This is a genomic window from Pontibacter harenae (genome assembly GCF_020907245.1).
Lineage (GTDB): Bacteria > Bacteroidota > Bacteroidia > Cytophagales > Hymenobacteraceae > Pontibacter > Pontibacter harenae.
In genome coordinates, this window is record NZ_JAJJWH010000012.1 from 107,226 (window position 1) to 127,449 (window position 20,224).

A 20,224-nucleotide genomic window follows, 5' to 3' on the forward strand; every position below is an offset into this window, starting at 1 on the left:
GTAAAGACACAAATTACTGGAGTTTCGATAGCAGGTGAGTTTGCTACCGAAACTCCATATTGTGCTGCTGCACCATAGCTGCCTACATACATTTATTCTATCTTTAGGCTCCAAATACGTAATGCTTATTCACAGCAAGCCTAACCTATGAGACTAACCAAAGACGTTTACGCTACTTCTCTAACGCTACTCACCGACCTCTACCAATTAACCATGGCCTATGGCTACTGGAAAGAAGGCAAAGCCGAACAAGAGGCTGTTTTTCATTTATACTTCCGCAAAAACCCTTTTGCTGGTGGCTACACAGTAGCCGCTGGTTTGGAATATGTAGTGGAGTATTTGCAGCAGCTCCAGTTTACAGAAGAAGATCTTGCATATCTGGCAGACCTGAAGGGAAGCCAACAAACGCCTCTTTTTGAAAAAGAATTTATTCAGTACTTACGGGACATGAAGTTTACATGCGATGTAGAAGCCATTCCGGAAGGTACAGTTGTGTTTCCCAACGAGCCTCTGGTTCGTGTTAAAGGCCCCTTGCTACAGGCTCAGCTCATTGAAACCCCGCTACTAACCATCATTAACTTTCAGACACTGATTGCGACCAAGGCCGCACGCATTGCCGATGCTGTAAAAGGAGACCAGTTGATGGAGTTCGGTATGCGTAGAGCGCAAGGTATAGACGGAGCTTTGTCTGCCACACGGGCAGCGTACATAGGCGGCGCAGACGCTACCTCTAACCTATTGGCAGGAAAGCTATTCAATATTCCTGTGAGAGGCACGCATGCTCACAGTTGGGTGCAGGCTTTTGATACCGAAGAAGAATCTTTTGCTGCTTACGGTAAGGCTTTCCCACAAGACTCGGTGTTTCTAGTGGATACCTACGATACACTGGAAGGTGTGAAAAAAGCCGTTGAAACCGCAAAAAAACTAGAGCACCTCAACTTTAAGCTTAGCGGCATTCGCCTTGACTCTGGCGACCTTACTTATTTAAGTGTAGAGGCACGAAAGATTTTAGATGAGGCTGGCTTTACGGATACAAACATTGTTGCTAGCAACGACCTGGACGAGCACTTAATAACAAGTCTGAAACAGGAAGGCGCAAAAATTAATGTTTGGGGCATCGGCACCAAAATGGTTACCGCTTACGATCAGCCTGCTCTCGGTGGTGTTTACAAACTGGCCGCACTACGCAATGCAGATGGAAACTGGGAGTATAAAATCAAGCTTTCGGAGCAATTGGCTAAAACCTCAACTCCTGGTGTGCTACAGGTACGGCGCTTTATAGACGGCAACAAATACATAGCAGACATGATCTACAATAAACTTGACGCAATTCCTGACGAGGCATTGATTGTAGACCCGCTGGACACCACCCGCAGAAAGCATATTGATGCTGGCACGGCTTATAAAGACCTGCTGGTGCCAGTGTTTTCTAATGGAGAGCTTGTTTATAACTTGCCAGCCTTAAAAGACATAAAAGCAAAAGTAAAAGAAGAGCTTAACCACCTGCACGAAAGTATCCGACGCTACCTAAACCCGCACAGCTACCCTGCTGGTTTAGAAGAAGGTTTGCACAACTATAAAATAGCTTTGATTCTAAAGCTAAGAGAGGAATAGAACACACCTGTTATAACACCTGTTGTAGAAATTGTGCATTACAGCAGCATTTTTAAAACAGTACAAATTTAAGCTTGCACTGTTGTACAATATAATGCTTTAGAATACAACTATAGAGGGAAATACCCATATGTAGGTATTCCCTCTATCGCAAAAAGAGAGTAAATTTGAAAAAATTTTTCTCTTTATGAAGTTACTTTTATCGCTTACCTTATTTTTTTCGATTAGCTACTGTGTAGCACAACCGACCATAGGAGCTGCAAACTTTGCCTTAGCTTCTGCCAATTCGAACTCCAACGTTTCCTCGTCTGCTGCTTACGCTGATGGAGACAGTGAAACCTATAAAAAGAACAACGTCAAGATTAACCTTTCGTCGCTGGCGCTAAACAATTATAGCCTGAGCTACGAGCGTTCTCTTACACGCAAGATTTCTTTTGTGGCTGGGTACAGATTTATGCCCGAAAAATCAGCTAACGACCTATGGCTGACACAGCAAGTAACTAAACGCTTTCTGGAGGACGTCGATGACCTGTCGGAAGACCTGGAAAATGTGGAGCTTTCTAACAATGCCGTTACTGGAGAATTACGTTTCTACACAGGTAGCAAGCCAGGAGCCAGAGGTTTTTACTTGTCTTTGTACGGTAGGTACACCAACATGAAAGGCACCTATACTTTTGACCACGATACCGAAACCGAAACTTACACTATTCCGCTGCAAGCTGATTTGAAAGGAATTGGTGGTGGTCTTATGCTAGGTTCTCAGTGGCTGATTGCAAAAACGATTACTTTAGACTGGTATTTGATAGGCGCTCATTACGGTAAACTTAAAGGAGACTTGAATGCCGTAACAGATTTAAGTACCATGTCAGCTGACGAAAAAGCAGATCTGGAACAGAAAATAGAAACCGCTATAGTTGTCGGAGACAAACAATACATAGAGGCAACCGTTACGGACAGAGGAGTAAATGGCAAATCAGATAGCCCTTTTATAGGTATAAGAGGATTAGGCTTTAGTTTAGGTATTGCGTTTTAATACATCAAAACAGAACCGCTCTCTACGCTGCCAGTGATAACTATCTAGAAACTAAAAGCGTACAATTTTATTTTCCTCTTTAACCTATAAATCATGAAAAAAGCCTCTTACACTTTCAGAACTCTTCTTTGTCTTTTATTAGCAGGTTTCACATTCGTTTCCTGCTCTAAAGACGATGATGAAGATACAACTCCTTCGCTAAACAATCAGATTGAATATAACGGCACCACTTATAATATCCAAACTGGCATAATAGAAGACTGGGGTAGCGTAGGACTTTCAGATGGAGATGAAGACTTATATATCTCAAATGATAACGTTACGCATTACAACTACGATGTTTCTATAACAGACGGAACACTGCAGGCAAACAGCGATGGAGAACTAGAAAATGTAGGAGCTACTGTTTTTGTTTATGCAGAACTATTATCGCCAGGAACAACCAATTTCACAACTGGCACATTCAGTTACATTGAGTACGAAGATGATCTTACACAAGAGCAAATAGACGCGAAATATAACAACAAGTCATTTTTCGAAGACGCCTACATTGTAATAGATGCGAACGGCAACGGCACTCTCGATGCCTCTGATGCAAGTTCTATAGCTTATGCCACAGGTGGTACTATCACTGTGTCAGGTTCTAACAATAACTACACTGTAGACTACAATTTAACGCTGGACAACGGTAGAACGATAGTCGGCAGTTATTCTGGCGACTTCCAATACTTTGATCAGCAATAACCTTCTTTTACATTGTAAGAATAATGAAAACGCCATGCGAAATTAAAAGTATGGCGTTTTCATTTTATAGGGATTTGATTTAAACAAAGTCGTAATTAGCAACCACTGTAGAAAATTTTTATTCATATCAGTAGCAAATAATTTAAGCTTACTGCTCTATAACGTAGCGATGAATTTTGTTCATAAACGTATAAACACATAGATATCAGACAGGTATAGCTACTCAGAAGATAAGGCACAAGCAACCTTTATTGGCTGTAAGTCTTCTTGGCGTTAGTAGCATAAGAATGTTTTTTACTTCAACACTTTTACCAACTATTCACTTAACCTCAATTTTATGAACAGGTTTTACAGTGCTTTCAGATCTCTCACATTTGTTCTTTTAGCAGGATTTGCTCTTGCTTCTTGCTCTGACGACGATGATGACAATGCCACTCCATCTCTCGATGATAAAGTTGAATACGACGGCCAAACGTATAACCTTCGAACAGGCGTTGTTGAAGACTATGGTACAGGCGACGTAGAAGGGCATTACAACTACGACTTCTATGTTACTGACGGCACACTGGTAGTAGAAGACGATGAAGCAGCATCTCTCGAGAACGCCAAAATCTTGGTATATACCGAACTTTTTTCATCAGGAGAAGCTGCATTTACAACTGGTACATTCACTTTTGTGCAGGATGCGGAATCTAGCCAGGCTAATGGAAAGCATGTGTTTGAAAATGCAGAGGTTATTGTAGATTCAAACAATGACAACATACTGGATGAGAACGATGACGTTTTTGAAGCTACTGGCGGCACAGTTACTGTTTCTGGCTCAAACAACAACTACACTCTTGATTTTAACCTCACGCTTAATAACGGTAAAACGGCCAGAGGCAACTACTCCGGTAACTTCCGATATTTTGATGAACGCTAGAACTTCTGTTCTTTAGGCCCAGATTCATTTTAGCATAACCATCACTCCTGCTCTACCCTCTCTTCCCCCTCCTATTCGAGATGCGCTCTACCCGTTTATTTTGCACCCATTTCAGGTACTTTTGTAGTGGCTCGGCTCCCTTTAATGCGGGAATTGTGTTATACAAAACAGCGAGCTCTTTGTTGCTGAAAGTTAAGTGTACCGTACTGTGGCAAGGTTGGCAAAGCTCAGCAGTAGCTCCGTAGCGTCCACCCTCCTCACGTGGAACCAGGTGGTGCCGCGACAGGCTTCGCACATCACGGCCGCATAATTCGCAAATAAGTTCTTCCTGCTTGTTAGACATTTATCTTAATCTTTGCCTTTCGTACTATAGCTAAACAAGAAAAAGTGTGCCAGAGTTTAGCAGCAGGTTTAACATTCAAATAAATAAAAAGAGCCTAAACCTGCTTAACTTGCACCCGCTACTTACTGCACATTTTATGAAAGAAACCGCCGAAAACAAACATAAAACTGCTTCTGTCACCGACTCCGACGACCTAGTCCCTAAAAAGGAAATCCGAGAAGGGCTCCTCATTTTTGTACTGGCCACCATCCAGTTCACACACATGATGGACTTCGTGATTATGATGCCACTAGGCCCGCAGTTGATGCGTGTGTTCAATATTTCGCCTAGCCAGTTCGGGTTGCTGGTGTCGGCTTATACCTTTAGTGCCGCTGTTGCTGGTTTTTTTAGTGCTCTGTTCATAGATAGGTTTGATCGAAAACATGCCCTGCTGGCGCTATACCTAGGTTTTGCTGTTGGTACATTAGCCTGTGCATTGGCACCAACTTTTGCTTTGCTTTTAGCTGCCCGCGTGGTAGCAGGAGCATTTGGAGGTGTGTTAGGAGCCTTAATCTTAGCTGTTATCGGCGATGCCATACCTGAACAAAGACGTGGTGCTGCAGCGGGCAAAGTGATGGCGGCCTTTTCTGTCGCTTCTATTGCAGGAATACCAGTCGGACTATACCTGGCAAGCGTTACCAGCTGGCATGCTCCTTTTTACCTGCTGGCTGCACTCAGCACTTTAGTGCTTATTTTTGCCTTTTTCTCGCTTCCAAACATGCGGGGCCATTTAAGTAGCGTAAGCAAGACAAATCCGTTTCTTGTGCTACAACAAATGCTCTTGCAGCGCAACCTGCAGTGGGCTACTGCTCTAACCGTTACGCTAACCGTAGCTGGCTTTCTGGTGGTGCCTTTCATAAGTCCTTACATGGTAGCTAACGTGGGTTTTACAGAGGCAGAGCTTAGCTATATTTATCTTTTTGGAGGTTTGGCCACTGTATTTACTTCGCAATGGGCAGGCCGATTGGCGGACAAGCATGGGAAAAAGCGTATTTTCACTTTTGCAGCCTTACTTTCTATGGCTTCTATTCTGGCTATAACAACGTTACCACCAGTACCTCATTTTGTGGCGCTTATTGTTACCACCATTTTCTTTATCTTTTTTGGTGCCCGCTTTGCACCCGCCATGGCCCTGGTTACTTCTAGCGTAGAACCCAGACTAAGAGGAAGCTATATGAGCATTAATTCGTCTTTTCAGCAATTGGGGGCAGGTCTGGCAGCCTTTGCTTCTGGGTTGATTGTTCAGGAAACCTCTAACGGAACCTTGCAGAACTTTGGTTGGGTTGGGTTGCTATCTTGTGGAGTTACAATATTAACCGTGATTGTTGTTAAAAAACTGAAGCAGGTAAGTTAGCTGTTTTGTTTTGCCGTTATTCTGTAACCATCTTGCAAAGCAACAGCGTAACTATAATGTATAAAGCAAAACAAATATGGCCAAAAAGTCTTTTTCCGATTTAATTGCTAGCCCTGATACGCCTGTGCTGGTAGATTTTTATGCAGATTGGTGCGGACCATGCAAAACCATGAATCCAATTGTGCAGCAGATAGCAAGTGAGTTTTCAGGCAAGCTAAAGGTGATTAAAATAAACGTAGATCATAACCAGGCTGCCGCCGCGCAATATCGGGTGCAAGGTGTGCCAACGTTTATACTTTTCAAGAACGGACAGATTGCCTGGAAACAGGCGGGTGCTGTTCCCGCGCATCAGCTAACGCAGGTTATAAAGCAGAACCTTTAGATCGATTATCAGTTCCAAGCTAATACGACCTCACAGTATCTTCCTGTGAGTGCCTTGATTGCTATTCTTGGGCTGTTACCCTGCATTCAATTCACACTTTACTCTTGGCCTTCTCATCCTGATAACCCACCGCTTTTACCCGTAATGTCGGTTCCTGTTTATAAGCTTCAACAGCGTTGTTCAACAAGGTTAGAAGAACCTGCTCCTGCCACTCAGGGTCAACCCTATCTTCACCTGTTCGTCTGGCAGGTACATCGCCAGTTTTACCTTTTTGTCATCCATCCCCCTTTGGCTGCATCAGGGTGTGCACCTCCTTCAGCAATTTCCTAACCTGAGCAGACCTTTAAACAGCAGTAGGAATACCCATCAGGCGGTAAAAGCAGCCTCTACAGACCTCCTGAAAGCAATTCGATTAAAAATATAGAATTGGTTTTTGTGGAGCAGGCTAAGCTTGCCCTTCTCTGTGCCAATCATCTTATTGCTATTGTTAAAAATGGCAGACTTGTTGCTAATCATTAACTTTACAGCTGGTGAAATACCTAACTCTGTGGTGCAAAACTATAGTTTCTTCTAATGCTTCTTTTTAGAATAGAACGTAGACTACACCTAAAGCAATTGCTGTTTGTTAATTAACGCTACACATAAAAATTGATCATGACTTTAAAAAAATCATTACTGCTGCTGGGGTTAGGTCTGAGCCTGAGCACGACATCTATGGCTATTGAGTTGCAACAAGAGGTGGCTCCAAAATATAATGTTACCATAGATCTCACAAATGTGCAGGATGACAAGGTACAGGTTACCATGCAGGCTCCAACCATTACGCAGAATGAGATAATATACAACATGCCGAAGATTGTGCCTGGCACCTACTCCATTTCAGACTTCGGTAAGTTTGTGGCAGATTTAAAAGCTTTCGATAAGCAAGGAAAAGAGCTGAAGGTAGAAAAGCTGGATACGAACCGCTGGAAGATTCAGAATGCAACTAAACTGGACAAAATATCTTACTGGATAAACGACACCTTTGACGCAGAGAAGCGTGAAGACGTAGTGTTTGAGCCAGGCGGCACTAACATAGAGGAGAATAAGAATTTCCTTCTCAATACCTTTGGTATTGTAGGTTATTTTGAGGACATGAAGCAGTTGCCTTACGAGCTAAACATTACAAAACCAGAAGGCTTCTATGGCTCCACTCCTTTAAAAGCAGTCAACACAACAGCAACGTCAGATACTTATCAACTTGCTAACTACATGGATCTGGCTGATTCGCCGCTGATGTATAACCGCCCCGACACGACCGTGTTAAATCTTGGTGGTACAGAAGTACTGGTATCAGTATACTCACCAACTGGCAATGTAACTTCTGCTCCGATAGCGGCTAACGTGAAGGATATTCTGGAGGCACAGCGCAATTATTTAGGGGGCAAGTTACCTGTAGAGAAGTATGCTTTTCTGATTTACGTGCCTCAGAAAGCAGGCAAGTCTGGTTCTTACGGTGCTTTGGAACACTCTTATTCTTCTGTGTACTTTTTACCGGAAATGCCAGCCAAGCAGTTTAGCTCTACTATCCGCGATGTGGCTGCCCATGAGTTCTTCCATATTGTAACGCCGCTTTCTATCCACTCAGAAGAAATAGGCAACTTCAATTTTATAAACCCTAAAATGTCGAAGCACCTGTGGATGTACGAAGGTGTAACCGAGTATTTTGCCTCGCATGTGCAGGTTTACGAGAACATGATACCAGTAGGAGAATTCATGGATAAAGTTCGTGACTACATCCTAAACTCAAAAAGCTACTACAACGATACTTTACCATTTACCAAGATGAGTGCTGGTGTACTGGATACCTACGAAAACGAGTATGGCAATGTGTACCAAAAAGGTGCCCTGATTGGAATGGTGCTAGATATTAAGCTTCGTGAGCTTTCGCAGGGCCAATATGGTGTGAAGGACTTTATGCAGGACCTTGCCAAGACCTACGGTAAGGAGCAATCATTTAAAGATGAAGAACTTTTCGATAAGATAACAGAACTGACTTATCCAGAAATCCGTGACTTTTTTGCGCGTTATGTAGAAGGTTCAGAGCCGCTTCCGCTACAGGAGACATTAAGAAAAGTGGGTATTCTGTATGAGCCAACTTCAAAACAAACTGTTATTTCTTACGGTGGCTTTATACCTGGTTACGATGAAGCTAGCGATAAAATTACAGTAGCCGAAACAGCAGACATGGATGCCTTTGGTAAGAAACTGGGCCTGCGCATTGGAGATCAACTGTTAGCGATAAATGGGCAGGAACTTACGCCAATGAACATACGGGAGGTACTTACCGAAAATCTGCAAACTGTAGAGCCAGGTAAAACAGTAGAATACACCGTTGGCAGGAAAAACGCAGCTGGAAAAGTCAAGCAAAAGAAGCTGAAGGCAAAGGCTATTGCCATTGAACGCAATACACCTCATGTACTTTCTCCGCTTCCAGATGCCACACCTGAGCAACTACAGCTACGGGAAGCCTGGCTAAATGAAAGGTAAGCCAGGCTTATCTGAATATTTATATATTAAAGCTACTGGTCAGCAAAGACAGAGTCAATTTGAGCTATATCTTAAAACTAGAATGCTTGAACTTTACCAAGACTAGTTAACTACAATTTCTTTTAAAACAGCTTTGAGCCACGCAAAAAAATGCGTGGCTCTTTATTTTTATAGAACTATAAAAAACATTAGATATAAATAAAACAATATAGACAAGTTCTATGTATAAGATTCTAGCACACTCCCAACCTAAGCCGTTTAAGTACATCTTATTACAAGCTATAAAAATGCCTGTATGCAAAAAAAGTTTACGCTACTCTTTATACTATTTATATGTCTGATTATTATACCAACTCTGGCACAAAACACAGCTACCATCAGTGGGCGAGTACATGCTGCCAACGACAATCAATCCTTGATTGGTGCAACTGTATCTGTCCCTGCCCTAGGTATAGGCACAGTTACTGACGTTGATGGTCATTATACATTGCAGTTACCCTTTGGTAGCCACACTCTTCAGGCAACTTACGTTGGCTATGAACCTTACACGACTTACATAGAGGTAACAGGAGGCGATGCTTTAGTTTATAACCTGATGCTGCAGGTTGGCAGCAGCCAACTGCAAGAGGTGGTAATAGAAGCGAACACCCTGGAGCAAAAGCTGAACGACACTCGCATGGGCGTGGAGCGGCTCAGCACCAAGGAGGCAAAGCTGCTGCCTGCTCTTTTCGGAGAGGTAGACCTGGTAAAGACCCTGCAGCTAAAACCAGGGGTGCAGTCGGGCGGCGAGGGTGCATCGGGGCTGTATGTGCGCGGCGGTGGGCCAGACCAGAACCTGGTGATGGTAGACGATGCGGTGGTTTATAACCCTTCTCACTTGCTTGGCTTTTTCAGTGTCTTCAATCCTGATGCCGTCAGGAGTGTAGAGCTTTACAAGGGAGGCTTTCCTGCCCAGTATGGAGGCAGGCTTTCTTCTGTGCTTGAAGTAGACATGAACGAAGGCAACAATGAAAGCCTTGCAGCAAGCGGCGGCTTAGGATTAATCTCATCCCGCCTTACCTTTGATGGTCCTATCCAGGAAGGCAAAGCCTCGTTTTTGATTTCTGCTCGCCGTACCTACTTCGATGTTATTACAAAACAAATCAACAAGCTAAACGAAGGCAAAGAAGATTACAACCAAATTCCTGATTACCGTTTTTATGACCTGAACACCAAGCTGAACTATAAACTTGGCGAAAAGGATGAATTGTTCTTAACAGGTTATTTTGGTCGTGACTCCTTTGGCTTTGACCAAAGCGGATTTTCTTTTGGCTTAGATTGGGGCAACACTATAGGTTCTCTGCAATGGAAGCATAAGTTTGACAATAAGCTCTTCTTTAGCACCTCACTTACCAGCACAAGCTATAAACACAGCATCTCGAACAGCGTCGGCGACCTAAGTTATAGTCTAACTTCTAAGATACAAGACATTACCCTAAAAACAGATTTTGACCTCTTGCTGGACGGCGGGCACAGTATTCAGTTTGGAGCATTGGCTACCAGACACGCCTTCACAATTGGCCAGTTCAACTTTGATGTAGGAGATAAAAGCATTGAGGATATGTCTTACAGCACAGGCAAAAACTACGAAGCAGCTGAATTCGGAGCCTATGTTTCGGATAACTTTGAGGTTAACCCACTGCTGTCGCTGAGCTACGGCCTTAGGTTCTCTGGCTTTAGCAGCCGTGGCAAAACTTACACAGCGTTAGAGCCAAGGGCCGCAGCCAAGTATAGTTTATCAGAGAGCCTCTCGCTAAAAGCCAGTTACGCCAGCATGATGCAGTACATTCACCTGGTTTCCAGTTCTGGCGCTTCTTTGCCTACTGATATTTGGTACCCATCTACTCCCTATGTAAAACCTCAACGATCGCAGCAGGTGGCATTAGGTGTAAGTAAGCTTCTCTGGAACGGTAGCTTTTTACTAACAAATGAAGCTTATTATAAGTGGATGAACCGGCAGATCGACTTCCGCGATGGAGCCAACTTGTTTGTAAACAACAATTTGGAGAATGACTTTCTGTTTGGGAAGGGCGAGAGCTACGGTAACGAAATTTACCTGGAGAAGATAAAAGGCCGCACCACTGGCTGGCTTGGCTACACCCTCTCCTGGGCTTACCGCCAGTTCGATGAGATAAACAACGGCCGTCGCTTCCCTACCCGCTACGATCGCCGACATGACATTAGCCTGGTGGTGCTCCACCAAATAAGCAAACGCATCAGCCTGACAGGGGCCTTTGTGTACGGAACAGGAAATGCATACTCGCTTCCTGTGGCACGTATTATAGTTCAGGATGTGGAAGGCCGCGAAGCTGCTGTTGTCCCTGTGTATAACGACAGAAACAGCTTCAGACTTCCTGCTTACCATCGCCTGGATCTGGGCATAGTGCTAAAGCTAAAGCCAAAGCACGGAGAGGCCGACCTCACGTTTAACGTTTACAATGCCTACAACAGGCGCAATGCCTACTTTGTGTATTTTGAAAGAGTAACTGATGAGCATGATCGGACAGAAACTTTTGAAGCAAAGCAGGTATCGCTTTTCCCTATTATTCCTTCAGTTACCTATAACTTCAAATTCAGATGAAAATAAAAATACTGTTATACTTCCTTACATTCTTCTTCCTTTCTTCCTGTAGCATAGATGACACGATAGAAATGGGACTTCCGCCGCACGACCCGCAGTTGGTGTTAGAATGCTATCTAGAGGATGGTAAGCCGATGCGGGCCACGGTGCTGGAATCCTCTAATTATTTTGATGCTCCTACTCCACCGCTTGTTCCTGATGCACAGGTAACTATTGCTCATAACGGCAGAAAGCTAGACCTTACCTATAACCCGACTACGGAAGGTAGCCCTACTAAGCTTTATACACATGCTGCAGATGAAGATGTGCAGTTTAAAGCTGGAGACTTTTATACCATTGAGGTGACAGACGGTAGAGGGCGAAAAGTGACTGGGAATGCCAAAGTCTTACCGACAGTTCCTATCAGATCAATAAAATGGCATTTCGATGGAGCTGGCAAAGCTATGGTTTCAGCCACTTTACAAGATAAAGCAAACACTGCCAACTATTATCGCTTTATGATTCATAGAGATAACATAGATAGCGGGTCTGATGTGAACCTTGTTGCTTCGGATGAGCTTAGAGATGGAAAAGTAATTACATTCGGCACCTCTTATACTTACGAAAGAGGTGACACTTTAATTGTTTCCCTTTATCATATAGATAAGCAGCATTACGACTTTTTTCAGTCTGTTGCCAATGCCAAAGAAGCAAACGGAAACCCTTTTGCAGAACCGACAAAGATCTTATCTTCTGTAAATGGCGGATTTGGCATTTTTACAACCTTGGTCGTAGATCGAAAGAAAATCGTTATAGAGTAACTGCCTCAATTTACCATAGAAGGCATTCGAATAGATTTACTTTATGGATACTTCTTTGGCGGCAAACAACTTTTTCGCAAGCAGCTTTCATGAAATAATGTAGTCAATGTTCCATTCTTGATTAAGTAGAGACATATCATAAAAGCTTAACTTCTTCGAAAAAAATGAAAACTTCTATTAAGGAATGAAAAAGGAGACAGCACGAAAACTAAAATCTTTTCGTTTAGCTTAAGATTGTCTAATTTCGCTCAATATCATTGACTTAACGCCTTCATGCGATTCTTTTTCCTGCTGTTTACCTTTATTCTGCTGCTCAACAATATTTCACCAGCCCTGGCTCAGGGTACAGCCACAGTAAGCGGCTTTGTGCGTTCAGCAGACACAAACGAAGCACTGGCAGGCGCCACCGTAGCAGTTCCAACTTTAAACATAGGCACCTTCACAGATGCAAAGGGCTTTTACTCCTTTAACCTGCCCAAAGGCAATCACACCATACAGGCTTCCTATATCGGCTTTGAATCTGGCTCCAAAGACATAACGGTAACAGGCGACAAGCTCACATTAAACTTTACCTTAGAAACCAACAGCAGCCAACTACAGGAAGTAGTAGTAGAAGCAAACACCCTGCAGCAGAAACTGAACGACACACGCATGAGCGTAGAGCGGCTAAGCACTGTAGAGGCAAAGCTACTGCCAGCGCTGTTTGGTGAGGTAGACCTGGTGAAGACGCTGCAGTTAAAGCCAGGCGTGCAGTCGGGCGGCGAGGGAGCATCGGGGCTATATGTGCGCGGCGGCGGTCCAGATCAGAACCTGGTAATGCTAGATGACGCCGTTGTGTATAATGCCTCCCACCTTTTTGGCTTTTTTAGTGTTTTTAATCCTGATGCTGTTAAGAGCGTGGAGCTGTATAAAGGTGGTTTTCCAGCGCAATACGGCGGAAGACTGTCTTCTGTGTTAGAAGTGGACATGAACAAAGGAAATTACGACAGCTTAAGCGCCACTGGAGGAATCGGCCTCATCTCTTCCCGCTTAACTTTTGAAGGACCTATTGTTAAAGACAAGGCTTCTTTCCTTATCTCGGGTAGGCGTACTTATTTTGATATATTTACCAGGCAGCTAAACAGAATCAATGAAGGCAATAAAGATTATAACCCCATCCCCGACTATTATTTTTATGACCTTAATACCAAGATATACTATAAACTGGGGGAAAAGGACGAACTTTCACTGACTGGCTACTACGGACGCGACTTCTTTGGCTTTAACGACAGCAACTTTTCCTTTGGCTTCGACTGGGGCAACAGCATAGGCTCTCTTGTCTGGAGCCACAAGTTCAGTAACAGGTTCTTTGCCAGCACTTCCCTTACCAGCACTGGCTATCGGTATAATGTTACCAACAGTATTAGCGACTTTACTTTTAAGCTTACTTCCAGCATCCAGGACTTTACCTTAAAAACAGATTTCGACCTGCTACTCAGCAAAGGCCATAACCTTAAGTTTGGTGCTTTGGCTACAAAACACGCCTTTACAATAGGCCAATTTAATTTTGATGCGGGCGATAATCAGGATATGTCTTTCAACTCTGGCAACAACTATAAAGCGACTGAATTTGGCGCCTATGTCTCCGACGATTTTAGAGTAAACCCGCTGCTGTCTGTAAACTACGGTTTAAGGCTTTCTGCCTTTGATAGCGGCGACAAAACATATACTGCCTTGGAGCCAAGAGCCGCAGCCAAGTATAGTTTATCACAGACCATGTCGCTGAAGGCTAGTTACGCCAGCATGATGCAGTACATTCACCTAGTTTCCAGTTCAGGAGCTTCCTTGCCTACAGATGTATGGTATCCGTCCACCTCCTATGTAAAGCCACAGCGTTCGCAGCAGGTAGCCGCAGGTGTAAGCAAGCTTTTTGCAAATGGGAAACTGCTGTTTACCAACGAGGTGTACTACAAGTGGATGAAGCGCCAGATAGACTTTCGCGACGGGGCCAACCTGTTCGTGAACGATAGTCTGGAGAACGAGTTTCTGTTTGGGGAGGGCGAGAGCTATGGTAACGAAATTTATCTGGAGAAGATAAAAGGCCGCACCACTGGCTGGCTCGGCTACACCCTCTCCTGGAGTTACCGCCAGTTCGATGAGATAAACGACGGCCGCCGCTTCCCTACCCGCTACGATCGTCGACATGACATAAGCCTGGTGGTGCTCCACCAACTGAGCAAGCGCATCAGCCTAACAGGAGCCTTTGTGTACGGAACAGGAAATGCTTATTCGCTTCCTGTGGCCAGGTTTGCTTTTCAGGATGTTGAGGGCCGCAACACGAGTGTTATTCCCATCTACAGCGACAGAAATAGCTTTAGACTTGCCGCTTATCACCGCCTAGACCTGGGACTCGTGCTAAAACTAAGGCCAAAACATGGGGAGGCCGACCTAACGTTTAACCTGTACAACACCTATAACAGGCGCAATCCTTATTTTGTGTATTTCAGCCAAATAGAAAGCGAAGCAGATGACTTAACACTAGGCTTTGAAGCCAAACAAGTTTCGCTTTTCCCTTCGATCCCATCTATTACCTACAACTTTAAGTTCTGATGAAACTAAGTACTCTTTTATACTTATGTAGCCTCCTACTCATGGTCTCCTGCGATATGGACAAAACCATTGACATAGATCTTCCTCCGCATACCCCCCAATTGGTTGTGGAGTGCTACCTGGAGCAAGGCAAGCCTTTTCGTGCTACAGTGCTGGAAACATCTAGTTATTTCGACGCGCCTACTCCGCCCCTTGTGCCCGATGCAGAAGTACACATTAGCTACAATGGGCAAAGGGTAAAGCTGCAGTACAACCCTACTTTCAATGAAAAACAAAGCAAAGGTTTTACACACAGCTCAAACAAAATTATGCGTGGCCAACCAGGAGATGTTTATAGCATTGAAGTAACCGACGGTAAAGGCAGAAAGGTAACAGGTTATACCACCGTTTTACCTAAAGTACCTATCGATAGCGTGAAGTGGCAATTTAATGAAAATGATAAAGCCCTGCTGCTTACGTACTTTAAGGATAACCCTAATACAGCAAACTATTACCGTTACATGACGCACCGCGATAGCGTAAGAAACGGTAGCAATCGTGAATTTACCCTAACAGATAACCTGAATAATGGGAAGCAGATTGTGATCGGATCAAACTATAACTACGAAAGTGGTGATACAGTTGTCGTTTCATTGTTTCATCTGGAGAAGAAGTACTATGATTTTCTACGCTCAGCCGACGATGCAGAAGATGCCAACGGCAATCCTTTTGCACAACCATCCAGAGTTATTTCTACAGTGGAAGGCGGCATTGGTGTGTTCACAAACCTAGTCTACGATAGAAGGACAGTTATCATAGCAAGGTAGCGTATCAGCAACTTTGCTGCTAAGCTCTACTTATCCCATAGCTCTACCCTTAGCCCTAAACACTCAAACCCCTCTTTACACAGCAATGGACACAACTTTAGAGAAAGACCTACCACCTCAACCACAAATGGAGCAACATCATAATGCTGGCTTCGGAGAGACTGCAAGGAGTTTTGTGTCTTATCTAAAGTCGCCTCAGCATTTAGCCCCTAGCCATATTCCTGCTGCTAAAATTTGGCAGCCGTTTCTGCAGTTAGCACTACTAAATATAAGTATCTGTTTAGCGGTAGCTGGACTTTTTTTTGGCATTTTTGAGTTGCTTGGTTATAAAGAACCGACAGGAAGCAACAAGATAGAACAGCTGTTTAAGAGCTTACCTGCTATCGTATCTTTCCTTGTACTAACCGTTGCGGCTCCTCTTGCTGAAGAATTCATGTTCCGCTACCCGCTTCGCTTTACCAAGGGTAGAGCCTTTTTACTTTTCATGGTGCTCAGCCTCGTATGCCTTCCTCCTTTGCTGCAAAAACTGGGTATCAGTTCTCTCATCAGTATTTGCATTGTGCTGGTGGCTATGGCTATGACTATTAGCTTTGCACTTTCACAAAAATGGCAGCAAAAAGCACATAAGTTTTGGATAAAGCGCTTCACGGTGGTGTTTTACGGCGTAGCCTCCTTATTTGCAATTGTACATCTACTAAATTATAATAGCCTACATGTACCTGCTCTACTAGCACCACTACTGGTTTTGCCGCAGTTTATAGGTGGGTTGTTTTGGGGCTATTTCAGAATGAGATACAACATCTGGTGGAGCATTTTGGGCCACGGGCTGTATAATGCCTTATTTTATGCTTTGGCCTTACTGACGTAGTAAAGCAGAATGTAATTATCTACCAGATTACGCTAATAGAGAAAGCCCAGGATCTAAGGCAAAAACTTTGCTTCAGGTCCTGGGCTTTGAGGGTTATAGGAACAGTATTAAGTCAACTACTGCTGCTTGATCAGTTCTCGGATAATCATGGTCATACGTGGCTCTGCTTTAGCGGCTGCCTCCAGTATATCCGCCAACACCACTTTTTTTATACGGTCTGGTGTACACATATCCGTTATAACAGACACGGCAAACACTGGTATACCCATATGTCGGGCAGCAATAACTTCAGGCACTGTAGACATACCTACTGCATCGGCACCTATCTGGCTCAGGTACCTGTATTCAGCTTTTGTTTCCAGCATTGGGCCTGGCACGCTTACATAAACGCCCTCGCGCAAATCGAAGTTAGCATCTTCTGCAATTACCATCGCTTGGCGTACCATCTCTTCATCGTACACCTCGCTCATGTCTGGGAAGCGTGGGCCGAGTTCATCTATGTTTTTTCCGATTAGCGGGTTGCTTGGCTGTAGATTAATATGGTCTGTAATAACCATAAGCTCGCTGGTGCTAAAGCGTGGGTTCAGTCCACCAGCTGCATTAGAAACAAACAGCTTCTTTACTCCCAATAGCTTCATTACCCTTACCGGGAATACCACTTGCTCCATGCTATAGCCTTCATAATAATGGAACCTGCCTTGCATCACCACCACTTTTCTGCCGGCTAGTTCACCAAAAATAAGCCTGCCAGAGTGGCTCTCTACCGTAGATACAGGAAAATGCGGTATATCGGCGTAAGATAAACTATAGGCTATTTCTATATCGTTTACCAAAGCACCCAGGCCTGTACCAAGTATAATACCGAATTCAGGTGCGAAGCTATTCGTGTTGTTTTGTATGTAGCTTGTAGCCTCTTGTAACTGCTGCATCATGGGAGTCTTGTTTTATTTTGATTAACGAAATTAACGGATTTTGAATGAAGGTTTATCTGAAGAAGTAAGCAAGTACATCCATTTAAAGCTACTTTTTTTGATCTTTATTTAAACCGATCTGGTAAAAATATACAAAACGGCTTTAGGCGCCTTGGTTCCTCTACCTAATCACTTAAAATTCTTTTCTGGGTAAAGATGCTAAAAAACAAACTGCCAAAAAACAAAACAGCCCGAAGGTGTAACACCTCGGGCTGTTTGCAAACGTTAGTTCTATTAATTTGAGCTAATTCTATAGTTCAGTTAGCTATATATTTTGCAGCGGCTTACTGTAAGTTTAGCTCGAAAGGCATGCGGGCCTGAAACCCTTGTACCTGCTCTACTTTTTTATACATCTTGTAGTATGGGTACATCTCCCCAAGTTCAGCCTTTACCGACTGCTCCTTTACCTGCGATCCCATATCGCCAAACAAGTTCTCAAAGAAAGATTTTCGGCGCGGCAATTCTTTGATGCGGTAATCATCTGAAATACCCACACGGGCTGCAGCAAGTTCTATGGCTGTTTCAAGGCCACCGTATACGTCTACCAGGTTACGCTCCTTCGCCTCTATGCCAGACCAAACTCTACCAGATGCATAGCTTTTTAGCTGCTCCTGCGACATGCTTCGGCCCTGCGCTGCTTTGCTCGTGAAGACTTCGTATATCTGGTCTATCTGGTTTTGAGTAAACTGCTTTTCTACATTCGTCATAGGGCGGGTTAAAGTAGGGCTGTCAGAAAACTTACCTGTACTTACATGGTCGACAGTAATGCCCAGTTTGTTACTCAAAAAGCCTTGAATGTTTGGAATAACACCAAACACACCAATGCTACCCGTAATGGTATTCGGATGTGCTACAATGGTATCGCAACCCATAGCCAGGTAATAACCGCCAGAAGCAGCCACATCAGACATAGACGCAATAACAGGCTTCTTCTCTTTCGTTAGCTGAATTTCGCGCCAGATTACATCAGAAGCCAAAGCACTACCACCTGGAGAACTGATGCGCAATACAACCGCTTTTATATTATCATCTAAACGTGCCTGGCGGATGGCATCGGCATAGCGTAAGCTGCCGATTTCGTCTTCATCTCCTTCTCCATCCACTATATCGCCTTCTGCATAAATAACAGCAATACGGTTGCTAAGGCTGCCAGAGGCACTCTCGCCTTTAACTTTTTTATACTTAGAAAACGATACCATCTCAAGCTTGTTATCCAGTTCTATGCCAGCCTGCTCTTTCATATAATTGATGGCTTCGTCGTAATAAGCTACATCTGTGATCAGGCCAAAGCGCTTGGCGTCTTCAGGAGAGCGCACCAGCATGTTTTCTGATACATTTTTCAGCTCATCAGCTGTTTTGCCTCTTGCCTTCGCAATGTTTGCGAGTTGATAATTGTTGATTGAGTTAAGAAAAGAATTTACCTGCTCGCGGTTGGCTTCGCTCATCTTCTCCAGGAAGAAAGGCTCTACAGCACTTTTGTACTCTCCAACTTTAAATATCTGAACATCAATATCGAGTTTATCGAGTAGCTTCTTGAAGAAAATTACTTCCGAGCTCATACCATTAAACTCTAACGTGCCCATCGGGCTCATATAAATCTTATCGGCAACAGAAGCCAGGTAATAAGCCTTTTCAGAAGTCATGTCGCCATAAGACACGATGAACTTTCCTGATTCTTTAAAGCTGATCAGTTCGTTTCTGATTTCTTCCAGCTTGCCCATACCCGCATCTACCAGACTTAGGTTAAGGAAAATACCTTCGATATTCTCATCGTTTTTGGCTGTTCGAATAGCCTTCTTTATTTGATCTAAGCCGTCTAAACTAGATAAGGCCCCAAAAGAAAAGCCAAGCTCTTGCAGCGGATTCTCGGGTTCACGCTCTGTTATACGTTTGTCTAGTTTCAGCTCTAAAACAGAGCTTTTTGCAATTTTGACTTCGTCTTTGGATGAAGAACTAGCTGCAATACCAACCAGGATCAGGATGCCAATGAAAAAGAATATGAGCAGACCTACTACTGTAGCCAGCACATACTTCAGAAAGTTTAACATATTAGGTTTCGTTAATAAACGGATTTGCCAAAGAACACATGCGCTCTCCAGATACTATAAGCAAAATTAATGTTTATAGTTCAATCTCTATTGCATGGTTATATACTTCTCGACTAACAAGACATTTGTATAGACAAAATAAGGGTTTGAAGTGCACGTGCAAGGATACGCGCAAGTAAAAAGAAGCATACTGAAGAGAGACTTGCTCTAGGTTTACCGAAACGCAAGAAATGCTCGGAGAAATGCTTTACCCTTGTAGAATTGGATGCAGGCGCAGTTTGAAATAATCATAGTTAGCCAGCACAGCCGACATATCATCTTGATAAATTTTCAAGCACATGATCATGCTGATGTTCATCTGGCTTTGATAGTAGTAAGTGTACTGCCTAATATTTGGGAGTTCTACAGCAGCTAACAAATCATAGTTAGCTTCAAAGACATCGTATTCTACTGAAGACTTAACGCCATCCAGGCAGGTATACTCTATCCTGCCGTTCTTTAAAAGCGCGGCTATTTTGCTGTTTGGTTGTGGTTTAGAATGTATGATGTAGGAATAAATATG

General features: G+C 43.6%; 16 protein-coding genes. 12 read left to right on the top strand and 4 right to left on the bottom strand.

Annotated elements, in window-relative coordinates; all coding sequences use genetic code 11:
* Window positions 1–147: 147 nt before the first annotated feature.
* From LN893_RS08685 to LN893_RS08700, 4 genes are all read left to right on the top strand, one after another.
* Complete coding sequence (locus LN893_RS08685) at window positions 148–1,614, top strand: nicotinate phosphoribosyltransferase (RefSeq protein WP_229969420.1); 1,467 nt, start codon at window positions 148–150, stop codon at window positions 1,612–1,614.
* Between the two features lie 187 nt (window positions 1,615–1,801).
* A complete protein-coding gene (locus tag LN893_RS08690) occupies window positions 1,802–2,647 on the top strand; it encodes a DUF3575 domain-containing protein (RefSeq protein ID WP_229969421.1) in 846 nt (281 codons plus the stop codon).
* Window positions 2,648–2,740: 93 nt separating this feature from the next.
* Complete coding sequence (locus tag LN893_RS08695) at window positions 2,741–3,391, top strand: hypothetical protein (RefSeq protein WP_229969422.1); 651 nt, start codon at window positions 2,741–2,743, stop codon at window positions 3,389–3,391.
* A gap of 337 nt (window positions 3,392–3,728) precedes the next feature.
* The gene (locus tag LN893_RS08700; protein WP_229969423.1) at window positions 3,729–4,313 is read left to right on the top strand and encodes a hypothetical protein; all 585 of its coding nucleotides are present in this window, start codon (window positions 3,729–3,731) and stop codon (window positions 4,311–4,313) included.
* 52 nt (window positions 4,314–4,365) lie between these two features.
* On the opposite strand, the gene LN893_RS08705 is transcribed toward LN893_RS08700, so the two are convergent.
* Complete coding sequence (locus tag LN893_RS08705) at window positions 4,366–4,656, bottom strand: HNH endonuclease family protein (RefSeq protein ID WP_229969424.1); 291 nt, start codon at window positions 4,654–4,656, stop codon at window positions 4,366–4,368.
* Between the two features lie 136 nt (window positions 4,657–4,792).
* On the opposite strand from LN893_RS08705, the gene LN893_RS08710 reads away from it, so the two are divergent.
* The 8 genes from LN893_RS08710 (at window position 4,793) to LN893_RS08745 (ending at window position 16,643) form a co-directional block, all read left to right on the top strand.
* Window positions 4,793–6,049, top strand: coding sequence for an MFS transporter (locus tag LN893_RS08710; protein WP_229969425.1), 1,257 nt, complete (start codon window positions 4,793–4,795; stop codon window positions 6,047–6,049).
* A gap of 76 nt (window positions 6,050–6,125) precedes the next feature.
* Entirely contained in the window at window positions 6,126–6,431 is a 306-nt protein-coding gene (gene trxA / locus LN893_RS08715) for a thioredoxin (protein ID WP_229969426.1), read from the top strand.
* 654 nt (window positions 6,432–7,085) lie between these two features.
* Complete coding sequence (locus LN893_RS08720; protein ID WP_229969427.1) at window positions 7,086–8,960, top strand: M61 family metallopeptidase; 1,875 nt, start codon at window positions 7,086–7,088, stop codon at window positions 8,958–8,960.
* A 295-nt stretch (window positions 8,961–9,255) separates the two neighbouring features.
* Complete coding sequence (locus LN893_RS08725) at window positions 9,256–11,580, top strand: TonB-dependent receptor (RefSeq protein WP_229969428.1); 2,325 nt, start codon at window positions 9,256–9,258, stop codon at window positions 11,578–11,580.
* Window positions 11,577–12,380, top strand: a complete 804-nt coding sequence (locus LN893_RS08730) for a DUF4249 domain-containing protein (RefSeq protein WP_229969429.1) — start codon at window positions 11,577–11,579, stop codon at window positions 12,378–12,380. The genes LN893_RS08725 and LN893_RS08730 overlap by 4 nt, the downstream gene beginning before the upstream one ends.
* A gap of 273 nt (window positions 12,381–12,653) precedes the next feature.
* Window positions 12,654–14,969, top strand: a complete 2,316-nt coding sequence (locus tag LN893_RS08735; protein WP_229969430.1) for a TonB-dependent receptor — start codon at window positions 12,654–12,656, stop codon at window positions 14,967–14,969.
* 41 nt (window positions 14,970–15,010) lie between these two features.
* Entirely contained in the window at window positions 15,011–15,775 is a 765-nt protein-coding gene (locus LN893_RS08740; protein WP_229969431.1) for a DUF4249 domain-containing protein, read from the top strand.
* Between the two features lie 85 nt (window positions 15,776–15,860).
* Window positions 15,861–16,643, top strand: coding sequence for a CPBP family glutamic-type intramembrane protease (locus tag LN893_RS08745; protein WP_229969432.1), 783 nt, complete (start codon window positions 15,861–15,863; stop codon window positions 16,641–16,643).
* 116 nt (window positions 16,644–16,759) lie between these two features.
* Here the strand turns inward: LN893_RS08745 and LN893_RS08750 are convergent, their stop codons facing one another.
* From LN893_RS08750 to LN893_RS08760, 3 genes are all read right to left on the bottom strand, one after another.
* On the bottom strand, window positions 16,760–17,575 hold the full coding sequence (locus LN893_RS08750; protein ID WP_229969433.1) for a purine-nucleoside phosphorylase: 816 nt from the start codon (window positions 17,573–17,575) through the stop codon (window positions 16,760–16,762).
* A 323-nt stretch (window positions 17,576–17,898) separates the two neighbouring features.
* Window positions 17,899–19,662 (bottom strand): signal peptide peptidase SppA, encoded by a 1,764-nt coding sequence (gene sppA, locus LN893_RS08755; protein ID WP_229969434.1) that lies wholly within the window; start codon window positions 19,660–19,662, stop codon window positions 17,899–17,901.
* Between the two features lie 247 nt (window positions 19,663–19,909).
* On the bottom strand, window positions 19,910–20,224 hold a 315-nt coding region (locus LN893_RS08760), incomplete at its 5' end, for a hypothetical protein (RefSeq protein WP_229969435.1).

Bases quoted from the DNA above. Each gene is read 5' to 3' on its own strand.
- LN893_RS08685 (WP_229969420.1), top strand. From the start codon at position 148: ATGAGACTAACCAAAGACGTTTACGCTACTTCTCTAACGCTACTCACC.
- LN893_RS08690 (WP_229969421.1), top strand. From the start codon at position 1,802: ATGAAGTTACTTTTATCGCTTACCTTATTTTTTTCGATTAGCTACTGT.
- LN893_RS08695 (WP_229969422.1), top strand. From the start codon at position 2,741: ATGAAAAAAGCCTCTTACACTTTCAGAACTCTTCTTTGTCTTTTATTA.
- LN893_RS08700 (WP_229969423.1), top strand. From the start codon at position 3,729: ATGAACAGGTTTTACAGTGCTTTCAGATCTCTCACATTTGTTCTTTTA.
- LN893_RS08705 (WP_229969424.1), bottom strand. From the start codon at position 4,656: ATGTCTAACAAGCAGGAAGAACTTATTTGCGAATTATGCGGCCGTGAT.
- LN893_RS08710 (WP_229969425.1), top strand. From the start codon at position 4,793: ATGAAAGAAACCGCCGAAAACAAACATAAAACTGCTTCTGTCACCGAC.
- trxA (WP_229969426.1), top strand. From the start codon at position 6,126: ATGGCCAAAAAGTCTTTTTCCGATTTAATTGCTAGCCCTGATACGCCT.
- LN893_RS08720 (WP_229969427.1), top strand. From the start codon at position 7,086: ATGACTTTAAAAAAATCATTACTGCTGCTGGGGTTAGGTCTGAGCCTG.
- LN893_RS08725 (WP_229969428.1), top strand. From the start codon at position 9,256: ATGCAAAAAAAGTTTACGCTACTCTTTATACTATTTATATGTCTGATT.
- LN893_RS08730 (WP_229969429.1), top strand. From the start codon at position 11,577: ATGAAAATAAAAATACTGTTATACTTCCTTACATTCTTCTTCCTTTCT.
- LN893_RS08735 (WP_229969430.1), top strand. From the start codon at position 12,654: ATGCGATTCTTTTTCCTGCTGTTTACCTTTATTCTGCTGCTCAACAAT.
- LN893_RS08740 (WP_229969431.1), top strand. From the start codon at position 15,011: ATGGTCTCCTGCGATATGGACAAAACCATTGACATAGATCTTCCTCCG.
- LN893_RS08745 (WP_229969432.1), top strand. From the start codon at position 15,861: ATGGACACAACTTTAGAGAAAGACCTACCACCTCAACCACAAATGGAG.
- LN893_RS08750 (WP_229969433.1), bottom strand. From the start codon at position 17,575: ATGATGCAGCAGTTACAAGAGGCTACAAGCTACATACAAAACAACACG.
- sppA (WP_229969434.1), bottom strand. From the start codon at position 19,662: ATGTTAAACTTTCTGAAGTATGTGCTGGCTACAGTAGTAGGTCTGCTC.